A 10,763-nucleotide genomic window follows, 5' to 3' on the forward strand; every position below is an offset into this window, starting at 1 on the left:
TTCCTAAGATATTCCAGTATCAGAATAAGCACAATGCTCCGGCAAAATCACTGTGGCTGACTAACTGTGCGGTACAAGTGGCACTGATACTTATCTGGCTGACGGGCAGCAACTACAATACCTTGCTGACAATTGCATCAGAGATGATTTTAGTGCCCTATTTTCTAGTAGGGGCCTTCTTATTTAAGGTGGCTTTAAAACGCCAGGACTGGCGATTAATTGTGGCTGCCAGTGGCGCGTGTTTGTATGGTTTGTGGCTGATTTATGCCGCTGGCTTACTATACCTGCTACTATCCGCCCTGTTATACGCGCCCGGCTTGCTGGTCTTTATTTATGCACGCAAAGGGCATGAAGGTCTTAGGTTACTCAATACGGTGGAGCGTGCGGCGATTTGCCTGGTGCTGATTGCCACTATTCCGGCAACCTGGCTGGTTATTCATTAAGCGCCATACCCCATAAAACCGGCCGCACGCTAATGAGACGAGCGGCCCATGTAAACATCTGTTGGCCACTAACTAATGGTGTTCTGCTGCGGATATATCCACAGATAAACATTCCCCCTGCTGGCTGAGTCGCATTGAAAGTGGGAATTTTTGTTTGATCTCACCCAGTTGCACGGTTTCTAGCGGATAAGGTAATTGGATATCCAATTCTGTTATCCCTTGCAGCTCAGCAAGACGAATCAATCTAATAATATTAGTTTCATCACTAAGCTGGGTTGATAATACCTGTAACGCCAGGGCGGTAAGCCGTTCCTGAGGCGTTTTCTCCAGTTCAGTTTTGGACTTCACTACCATCCCGAAAATCGGCATGACCCCATAAATAGCATCAATGAAACTCCACCGCTTTTTACAAGAAGCAGCTAAAAATTCCGTGTAATCGAAGCAGACTTTTTCACTGTGTGCTGGCACACCAATGTGTTCGCCACTCATCCCTCAGTCCTTAGCTGATCGATACAGCTATTCATTAATCGTAAGTATTGATATATAAACGATGGGCGCAACTAAATAGAGATGACGATATAATCACTTTCATTAATATAATGAAATAATTTGCTAGTTGTCTACCAATCAGTCATTGGCCAGTGATTGGCATGAAGAATAAGTAACGTGCATAGTATTGCTACCCACAGCGCGCTATGCTGAATTCCGGCACTTTTATAAACTGAAAAACATGACCAAAATTGTTTTTGTAGAAGACGACCCGGAGGTCGGGAAACTGATTGCGGCCTATCTGGGCAAGCATGACATTGATGTGTTTGTGGAACCGCGCGGTGATACTGCACAAGCGGTTATTGAGCATCAACAACCCGACTTGGTGTTGCTCGACATCATGTTACCTGGCAAAGATGGGATGACATTGTGCCGTGATCTCCGGCCAAGCTATGCAGGCCCGATAGTGCTGCTGACCTCTCTTGACAGTGATATGAACCATATCCTCTCTCTCGAAATGGGGGCAAATGACTATATCCTGAAAACGACGCCTCCTGCGGTATTGTTAGCACGGTTACGTTTGCACCTACGTCAACATAATCAACAGCAAACCAAGGAAACCATCAGCCCCCCCCTCACGGGACATAATGCGATTCACTTTGGTTTGCTCTGTATTGACCCCGTCAACCGTCAAGTCAATCTCAGCGATGAAGAGATTACGTTATCGACTTCAGATTTTGATTTGCTGTGGGAGTTGGCCACCCATGCAGGGATCATTATGGACAGAGAGGCGTTATTGAAAAATTTACGCGGCGTCAGTTATGACGGGATGGATCGCAGTATCGATGTGGCTATATCGCGCCTGCGCCGTAAACTCTATGACAATGCTTTTGAACCTTTTAGAATCAAAACAGTACGTAATAAAGGTTACTTGTTTGCGCCAAATGCCTGGGAGTCTGTGCAGCAATGAGGAAGCTATTTATTCAGTTTTTCTTATTGCTATTCGTCTGTTTTATGGTGATGGCGATGCTGGTTGGCTTAGTTTATAAAGTTACTGCTGAACGCGCTGGCCGCCAGTCATTAGATGATTTGATGAAAAGCTCGCTGTCATTGATGCGCAGTGAGTTACGCGAAATCCCGCTAAAAGACTGGAATAAAACCATCGCTACGCTGGATTTAAATCTCTCTTTTCAATTACATATTGAACCTCTCGATAAGAGAGATCTGGGCGAAAGATTAAATAAGCGCCTGCGTGCGGGTGAAATTATTGCTTTGGATGATGAATATACCTTCCTGCAACGTATTCCCCGCAGCCATTATGTCCTGGCTGTTGGCCCGGTTCCCTATTTGTTTTATTTGCACCAAATGCGGCTACTGGATTTAATCTTACTCATCCTGATTGGTCTGTCTTTGGCGCTACCGGTGTTCCTGTGGATGCGCCCTCACTGGAAAGACTTACTGAAACTGGAAAATGCGGCCCAGCGGCTTGGAGCGGGACATCTGGACGAACGGACACATTTTGATCCGACCTCCAGTCTCAGCCGCTTAGGTGTCGCTTTTAACCAAATGGCCGATAACATCAGCACATTGATCGTCAGCAAGAAGCTGCTTATTGATGGGATTGCCCACGAGCTACGTACCCCACTTGTTCGCTTGCGCTATCGGTTAGCCATGAGTGATAACCTAACTGAAAGCGAACAGCTGGCGTTGAATCATGATATTGGTCAGTTAGAGGCGCTAATTGACGAATTACTGACCTACGCTCGACTCGATCGCCCGCAAGTCTCCCTCAATCTGGAACCTATAGACTTACCGGCATGGCTCACCGCGAAAGTAACAGATATGCGCTTGATTCATCGTGAACGCGAGATTGAACTTGATATACCTCATCGTGGCGACTTTGGTGCAGTCGATCTACGTTTGATGGAAAGAGTTTTGGATAATCTGGTCAATAATGCCCTGCGCTACTCGAATCAGCGGCTGCGGATTGGCTTATGGTTTGATGGCGATAACGCGTGTTTACAAGTTGAAGATGACGGGCCGGGCATTCCATTAGAAGAACGCGCTCGGGTATTTGAGCCATTTGTTCGCCTCGATCCTAGCCGTGATCGCGCCACCGGCGGTTGTGGATTAGGTCTCGCTATCGTTCACTCCATCGCACAAGCGTATCAAGGTAGCATTTCCGTTGACGCGAGTTCGTTGGGCGGCGCCAGCTTCCGGTTTTGCTGGCCGGTAAAAGCGCTTTATTCACTCACTATCGACCAAGACAGTCCTCAATAATAGTTTTGCTAAACTCTGGCCTTAATAAAACAAGCCGCCTATATGCTCTAAATAATTCGAGTTGCAAGAAAGCGGCTATCGAGCCAATAAAAGCCGCCAACGGACATGCAACTTGAAGAATGGCGAGAATAGTTTAAATGGAGTACTTAATGACTACAGCTTATCAAGCCCTGCGCACCACATTCACACGCCTTTCTCGCTTTGAGCATTTGTCCGCCATTGCGGGGTGGGATATGCAAACCATGATGCCGCCAAAAGGAAATCTTGCTCGCTCAGAGGCGATGGCTGAGCTCAATGTGCTGCAACACCAGATTCTCACGGCCCGGCAGGTTGGCGAGTGGTTGAAGCAAGCGGAACAAGAAACTCTGGATGATATCAAGCAAGCAAATTTGCGCGAGATGCGCCGACATTACAATAATGCCGTGTTACTCCCAGAGGCCTTGGTTGAGGCAAAATCATTAGCCGGTGCTCGATGCGAACATGCATGGCGACAACAGCGGATTGCCAATGACTGGGATGGTTTTGCGGCAAATCTACGCGAAGTGGTCACGTTAAGCCGTGAAGAAGCGTCAATTCGAGCCCAAGCGGCAGGAACATCGCGCTATGACGCACTGTTGAATTTATATGAGCCGGGAACGAATAGTGCTTTTTTGGATAGTATCTTTGGCGACCTGAAACAATGGCTACCGGTGTTATTGCAAAAAGTGATCGCCAAGCAAGCAAATGAAACCTGTTTGATACCGCAAGGGCCATTTGACCTGGAAAAACAGCGCCAACTGGGGCGGAATGTGATGAGGGTATTAGGCTTCGATTTTGATGGCGGACGGGTTGATGTCAGTGTGCACCCATTCTGCGGTGGTGTGCCGCAAGATGTACGCATCACCACTCGTTATAATGAACCAGAGTTTCTGAGTGCGTTAATGGGGATTGTCCATGAAACAGGCCATGCGCGATATGAGCAAAATTTGCCGCGCGAGTGGTTGGGTCAACCAATATCACATGCTCGCTCAACCGCCATTCATGAATCTCAAAGCCTACTGTTTGAAATGCAATTAGCGCGAAGCAAGGAATTTCTGCAAGTCATCCGGCCTTTGGTTATACAGCAATTCGGTGAACAACCTGCTTTTAATGAACAAAATTTCACTGCATTAAATCAACGAGTCAAAACCGGCTTTATCCGGGTTGATGCCGATGAGGTCAGCTACCCTGCTCATGTGATTTTGCGCTATGAGATTGAAAAAGCGTTAATTAATGGTGACATTGAAGTCGATGATATTCCGGCTATGTGGAATGAGAAGATGCAGCAATACCTCGAGATAAATACCGCAGGTAATTACCGCAATGGATGTATGCAAGATATTCATTGGACGGATGGCGCCTTTGGTTATTTCCCCACTTATACTTTAGGTGCCATGTATGCTGCCCAGCTTTTCCAAACCGCGCGGGCCGCTATTCCGGAATTAGATAGTAATATCGCCAATGGGAATATTATTCCTTTATTCAATTGGTTACAGGGAAATATCTGGCAACATGGGAGCCGTTACTCAACGACCGATTTGATCACTAAAGCGACTGGCGAGTCACTTAACCCTCGTTTTTTCCGTGAGCATTTACAACGGCGTTATTTATAATTTCCTTCGCCCCAAGATTGTCCCCTTTGAGACGTCCCCGCCTTTGAGCGGGCCGTCTCGTTCTACTGAACATAAATTCCACTGATGTGACAAATTTGTCTATACCTCCAGAGATCACTTTTTAAAGTGTCATTCAATGTATGTTGTAACTAATATACAGTTTTAAAGGAAGTCATCTCCCTTTCTTACTCCGCAGAACGTCCATTCTATCCCTACAAGAAAAGGTGCGTTGAGGGGCTGTTGAAACTGAGTGCGACGTTAACAATTCGTCATAACAATCAGTTCTGTACAATCGGTTACAAGCCGAAACCAATGACTCACGGAAGCCATTAACCATTTACTCTATTCTCATTACAACGACCCAACGGGGCCGATATACAAACAGAACACTGAGGAATAAATCATGAAAACAGTATTAGCTCTGATTGTTGCTGCAACCTTGGGTATGTCTTCTGTCGCATTCGCCGCAGACACTGTAGCACCTCCTGCTGCTCCAATGGCTACCGCACCAGCGGCTCATAGTGCTCCAGCGAAAATGATGCATCACAAAAAAGCTAAACCATCGGTGAAGAAAGCGGCACCAGTGCAAAAAGCACAAGCAGCTAAGAATCACCACAAAAAAGCGGCACACACTAAGACAGCCCCGGCGGCAGTACCTGCCGCTAAATAAAGTCGAGAAAGCGGAAGCCCGCTCTTGACGATTGACCTGCAACAACTTCACTCACTCAACACCCGGTTCTCCGGGTGTTTTTTATCAGGAGTGCTGATAATGCTGCGCCGTTATTTATTTGAAATCACTCTGACAACATTAATTATTTGCGGGCTGATCACATTGTTTTTTTATTTATAGCGTATACCCGTAACACGTCGAGCAGCATGTGAGTTTTTTCGGGTATAAGCGACTTATATCGCGCTAAAATTATCGAAAAATCAAATACTGACAACACACTACATAGCTAATTGTGTCTATAGTTAGCTGTAGGGAAGCTTGTGATTAGCAGCTTAACCAGTAGGTCTCAGGTTTGTGAATAAATCCCCTCTTGGGAATAAGGCAGGCTAATTATTTATGCGTTTATCTTCACTATTACTATTCAGTTTGTTACCTCTTTCAGTGGCTTATGCCCTTCCATCCTCTGACTCGTCAAATGACGACAGCAGTATTGCCGATCAAACCACTCTGTTTTTTGGTAAAGATGATCGTACTGCGGTCACTAATGGTTCTGAATGGCCATGGCAAGCCATTGGCCAAGTTGAAACAGCCAGTGGCAACCTTTGCACAGCGACATTAATCTCCCCTCGCCTCGCACTGACGGCGGGGCATTGTGTATTAGCTCCCCCTGGTAAGATTGATCGTGCTGTTGCTTTACGGTTTATTTCGCACAAGGGCCATTGGAAGTATCAAATTACTGGCCTGGAAACACTGGTTGATGCCAAGTTAGGTAAGAAACTTAAACCTGACGGCGACGGCTGGATAGTTCCACCCGCAGCCGCCGCATATGACTATGCCCTTATTCGATTAACTAATAAGAAGCCTCTTCCTATCAAGCCGTTGCCATTGTGGGATGGGACTGCCAATGAATTAACCCAAGCGCTTAAACACGTTGATCGTAAAATAACACAAGCGGGTTACCCACTTGATCACCTGGATACTCTCTATAGCCATGAGGATTGCCTGATCACTGGCTGGGCGCAGCAGGGTGTACTTTCTCACCAATGCGACACCTTACCGGGTGATAGCGGCTCCCCCTTGCTATTGAAAAATGGCGAGAACTGGTCCTTGATTGCCATTCAAAGTTCCGCACCCGCCGCTAAAGACCGTTATCTAGCGGATAACCGCGCTTTGGCAGTCACGGCCATAAAAGATCGGTTAAAAACGCTCGCGAATAAAGCGGCTAACACAGGGAAATAGTCATACCTCATTTCAGCAAAAGACATTGATGGGGTAACCACGAGCCTAACGACGACTATTCCTTATTGGTACTACGGGGCTTTTGATTAAATTTAAACACAAAAGTCCCGCCTAATGCTGCGGCATATCGACTTAACGTCGTGAGATTAGGCGAAATGATACCTTTCTCCATGCGGCTGATATTTTGTTTCCTCAGCCCCGCTCTCTGGGCGACTTCTTCTTGAGTTAAATGACATCGCTGGCGGGCTGCCTTAAGCTCAGTCATCATGGCTTGCCTGATCTGCAAGTCAGAATACGCTTCATTTACCTGAGGGTGATTTAAAGCGTTCGCTTTAACCTCAGAAAAAGGAAGCAGGTCAAAATCATCTTGTTTTTTCATGGCTGCAATCTCCGCTTGAGTTCCTTCATACGCTGATAAGCCAACATCAGTGTCCGTCTTGGGGTCTTTTGTGTTTTCTTCTGCAAGATATGAATGATATAAACCTGCTGTTCTGCTTGGTAAAAGAAAAAACCACGCCCGCAACCTTCCTTTGCACTGACCCTCAGTTCTTTCAGCCCTTTCCCTATATCCCGCACGACAGGCTCTCTCAACTCATGACCATAAGCCTCTAATTCATCGAGAGCTTTAATCAGAGCCGCCTGTATCCCCACGGGTAATTTAAACAATTCTCTTTGTGCCAACCTCAACAAACTAATCGTATACATAAGCAATCCCTGCTCCCAAAAAACTCTATCAAACTCACCACGTGTAATCAAATATGGTGACCCATAATCAGACAAACTTTGAACAAGTCGTCTGAATACTCAGGCAGATATAGCCGTACTTGAAGGCCTAAGGCAATAATGTTGCCGCGCTATAAGGGGGTTAATTGATAGTTTTCGAGCGGCTTCGCATGAAAATCAGCAGATTTCATCGATTACATATCTGAGATACCAATGAGAGGATTTGAATTATATATATACTGGCGTGGAAGTGGGATTTAGCAATCGAAACTCCGCGCCAGAAATATTATCTCAGGCGCGGAGTCGAATAGACTCGCTATCAGGCCGACAGTTGTTCGATGGTTTGCAAAATACGCTTATCTGAGATCGGGTATGGTGTTCCCAGTTGCTGGGCAAATAAGCTCACTCGCAGCTCTTCAATCATCCAACGAACTTCTTTTACGTCTTCATCTTGTTGGCGCTTAGGCGGTAATTTATTCAGCCATTGCTGCCACATCTGTTGTACGTGTTCTACCCGTTGCATTTGGGTACGATCACGATGAGAGTCTACGGCTAACTTCTCCATTCGCCGCTCAATTGCGTGCAGATAGCGCAATGTATCGGGTAAACGTTTCCAGCCATTATTGGTCACAAAACCGCGGTAAATCAGACCGCCAAGCTGAGCTTTTATGTCTGAAAGCGCTAATGCTTGCGAAATATCCACCCGGCCTTTTAAACGTTTATTGATACTGAATACGGTGGTCAGGATCTGTTCAACTTGTTTGGCAATATCCACAACAGTATCGTTTAATTCGGCTCGAACTTTTTCTTGTAGCTGAGCGAAATCAGCCTCTTGCCATACCGGCCCACCATATTGCGCGACAAGTTTATCCACCCCACAAGCAATGCAATCATCAATTAGATCCATCACTTTGCCATAAGTATTGAAATAGAGGCCAAGTTTGGATTTGTTCGGCAACTTTTCATGTAAATACTTAATCGGAGACGGAATATTTAGCAGCAATAAACGGCGTGTCCCCTGCCACATGGCCTGTTGTTGCTGGGCTTCTGTATCAAATAAGCGAATCGCGACACTGTCTTTTTCATCCACCAATGCCGGGTATGCTTTAACTTCGTATCCTCCCCGGCGCTGCTCGTAGCACACCGGAAGTGAGCCGAAGCTCCAGATATGTAAGTTATTTTGCTCAATACCGTCATCGGCAACCGCTGAAAGCGTCTCTTGTACTTTCTCCTGGAGTTGCAGCTTCAAGGCAGCAAGGTCCTTCCCCTCACGCAAAGTCCGATTTTTATCATCCAATACACGAAACGTCATTTTTAAGTGATCGGGGACTTGCTCCCACTGCCAGCTCTCGCGTGACACTGTCACCCCAGTCATGCGCCGTAATTCGCGCTCTAATGCATCCAGCAGACTGGTTTCCAATGGGGTTGCCCGAGCCAAAAAAGCCTCAGCATAATTAGGTGCGGGCACAAAGTTGCGGCGAACCGGCTTAGGTAATGACTTGATGAGCGCCACCACCAATTCACGGCGAATGCCCGGAATTTGCCAATCAAACCCCGCCTCCTGAACCTGATTGAGGATAGGAAGCGGGATATGGACCGTAACCCCATCCGCATCAGTTCCGGGTTCAAATTGATAAGAAAGCCGTAATTTAAGTGCCCCTTGATACCAAAAGTTCGGGTAATCGAGCGGGTTAACTTTGTTTGCTCCATCCTTGATAAGCATGGTTTTTTCAAAGTTGAGCAACTCCGGCTGGGTCTGGCTGGTTTTCTTCCACCAGCTATCAAAATGACGCGCAGAAATAACATCGCGACCAATACGCTGATCATAGAAGTTAAACAATGTCTCATCATCCACCAGAATGTCGCGGCGGCGAGATTTGTGCTCCAGTTCTTCCACTTCAGCCAATAACTTTAAATTAGCGCGGAAGAAAGCATGGCGCGTCTGCCAATCCCCTTCGACCAAGCCGTGGCGGATAAACAGCTCGCGGCACAACGGCGGATCAATTGGCCCGTAGTTTATCTTGCGCTCAGCCACGATAGGCAACCCGAATAAGGTCACTTTCTCACTGGCCATCACCGCCCCTTGCGCTTTCTCCCAATGCGGGTCGCTGTAGTGATGCTTAACCAAGTGTTGCGCCAAAGGCTCAATCCATTCTGGTTCAATACGAGCAGCAATGCGCCCCCATAAGCGGCTGGTTTCGACCAATTCGGCAACCATGCTCCATTTTGGTGGTTTTTTGAATAAACCGGAGCCTGGGAAAATAGCAAAACGGGCATTGCGCGCCCCGGTATACTCTTGCTTTTCAACGTCTTTCTGGCCGATATGTGACAGTAACCCAGTCAGAATGGCCGTATGAACACTGCGATAGTCTGCGGCGACGCTATTGACCGGAATACCCAGCTCTTTCACCACCTGACGCAGTTGGGTATAGATATCCTGCCATTCGCGCACCCGCAAATAGTTCAGGAAATCGCTACGGCATAATTTACGGAATTGCGCCGATGAGAGCTCTTTTTGCTGCTCTTTCAGGTAGTCCCATAGATTAACAAAGGCAAGGAAATCAGAGTCTTTATCGGCAAAGCGCCGATGTTTTTCATCGGAGGCCTGCTGTTTATCCATCGGGCGTTCACGCGGGTCTTGGATAGACAATGCCGAGGTGATGATCATCAATTCCCGCACACTGCCACTTTTCTGGGCTTCGAGCACCATGCGAGCCAAACGGGGATCGACAGGCAATTGAGCCAGTTGACGGCCTAGCGGTGTTAATTGCTGATGGCCGTTACTGGCCGTTTGAATAGCACCCAGCTCCTCCAACAGCCGCACACCATCTTGAATATTGCGCTTATCCGGTGCTTCTACAAATGGGAAGGCAGCGATATCCCCTAACCCTAATGAGGTCATTTGCAGGATAACAGACGCCAAATTAGTGCGCAGAATTTCGGGGTCAGTGAATTCAGGGCGTGAAAGGAAATCTTGTTCGGAATACAGACGAATACAGATACCGTCAGAGACACGGCCACAGCGGCCTTTACGCTGATTAGCCGAGGCTTGAGAAACCGGCTCAATTGGCAACCGCTGAACTTTAGTTCGGAAGCTATAGCGGCTAATGCGTGCGGTTCCGGGATCGATAACATACTTGATGCCCGGCACGGTCAGTGAGGTTTCCGCCACGTTAGTCGCCAGCACAATGCGCCGCCCATGATGAGACTGAAACACCCTATTCTGCTCACTATTGGATAAGCGAGCATACAGCGGCAGCACTTCGGTATGCGGCAAATTCTGCTTCA

General features: G+C 47.2%; 10 protein-coding genes. 6 read left to right on the forward strand and 4 right to left on the reverse strand.

The annotated features are described in order from the left end of the window. Nucleotides 1–443, forward strand: a 443-nt coding sequence (locus ACNSO8_RS04855) for an amino acid permease (protein ID WP_418393990.1), incomplete at its 5' end; no start/stop codon positions are given. A 72-nt stretch (nucleotides 444–515) separates the two neighbouring features. Here ACNSO8_RS04855 and ACNSO8_RS04860 read toward each other — a convergent pair. Continuing rightward, a complete protein-coding gene (locus ACNSO8_RS04860) occupies nucleotides 516–932 on the reverse strand; it encodes a hypothetical protein (protein WP_418393991.1) in 417 nt (138 codons plus the stop codon). 241 nt (nucleotides 933–1,173) lie between these two features. Here ACNSO8_RS04860 and rstA point away from each other — a divergent pair, with 241 nt between their 5' ends. The 5 genes from rstA (at nucleotide 1,174) to ACNSO8_RS04885 (ending at nucleotide 6,752) form a co-directional block, all read left to right on the forward strand. Continuing rightward, on the forward strand, nucleotides 1,174–1,902 hold the full coding sequence (rstA, locus tag ACNSO8_RS04865; RefSeq protein WP_418393992.1) for a two-component system response regulator RstA: 729 nt from the start codon (nucleotides 1,174–1,176) through the stop codon (nucleotides 1,900–1,902). Further along, the gene (rstB, locus tag ACNSO8_RS04870) at nucleotides 1,899–3,212 is read left to right on the forward strand and encodes a two-component system sensor histidine kinase RstB (protein ID WP_418393993.1); all 1,314 of its coding nucleotides are present in this window, start codon (nucleotides 1,899–1,901) and stop codon (nucleotides 3,210–3,212) included. Before rstA ends, rstB begins: the two co-directional genes overlap by 4 nt. 149 nt (nucleotides 3,213–3,361) lie before the next feature. After that, complete coding sequence (locus ACNSO8_RS04875; RefSeq protein ID WP_418393994.1) at nucleotides 3,362–4,843, forward strand: carboxypeptidase M32; 1,482 nt, start codon at nucleotides 3,362–3,364, stop codon at nucleotides 4,841–4,843. Between the two features lie 403 nt (nucleotides 4,844–5,246). Continuing rightward, a complete protein-coding gene (gene asr, locus ACNSO8_RS04880; RefSeq protein ID WP_418393995.1) occupies nucleotides 5,247–5,513 on the forward strand; it encodes an acid resistance repetitive basic protein Asr in 267 nt (88 codons plus the stop codon). Between the two features lie 396 nt (nucleotides 5,514–5,909). Beyond that, a complete protein-coding gene (locus ACNSO8_RS04885) occupies nucleotides 5,910–6,752 on the forward strand; it encodes a trypsin-like serine peptidase (protein ID WP_418393996.1) in 843 nt (280 codons plus the stop codon). A gap of 55 nt (nucleotides 6,753–6,807) precedes the next feature. Here the strand turns inward: ACNSO8_RS04885 and ACNSO8_RS04890 are convergent, their stop codons facing one another. The 3 genes from ACNSO8_RS04890 to hrpA all read right to left on the reverse strand — a co-directional run. Beyond that, nucleotides 6,808–7,131 carry a helix-turn-helix domain-containing protein gene (locus ACNSO8_RS04890; protein ID WP_418393997.1) on the reverse strand — a complete coding sequence of 108 codons (324 nt, stop codon included), beginning with the start codon at nucleotides 7,129–7,131 and terminating at the stop codon, nucleotides 6,808–6,810. Next, entirely contained in the window at nucleotides 7,128–7,457 is a 330-nt protein-coding gene (locus ACNSO8_RS04895; RefSeq protein ID WP_418393998.1) for a type II toxin-antitoxin system RelE/ParE family toxin, read from the reverse strand. The genes ACNSO8_RS04890 and ACNSO8_RS04895 overlap by 4 nt, the downstream gene beginning before the upstream one ends. 337 nt (nucleotides 7,458–7,794) lie before the next feature. After that, nucleotides 7,795–10,763 (reverse strand): ATP-dependent RNA helicase HrpA (gene hrpA, locus ACNSO8_RS04900; RefSeq protein ID WP_418393999.1); only part of this gene is annotated, 2,969 nt, incomplete at its 5' end.

The organism is Yersinia sp. LJYL362 (assembly GCF_048323875.1).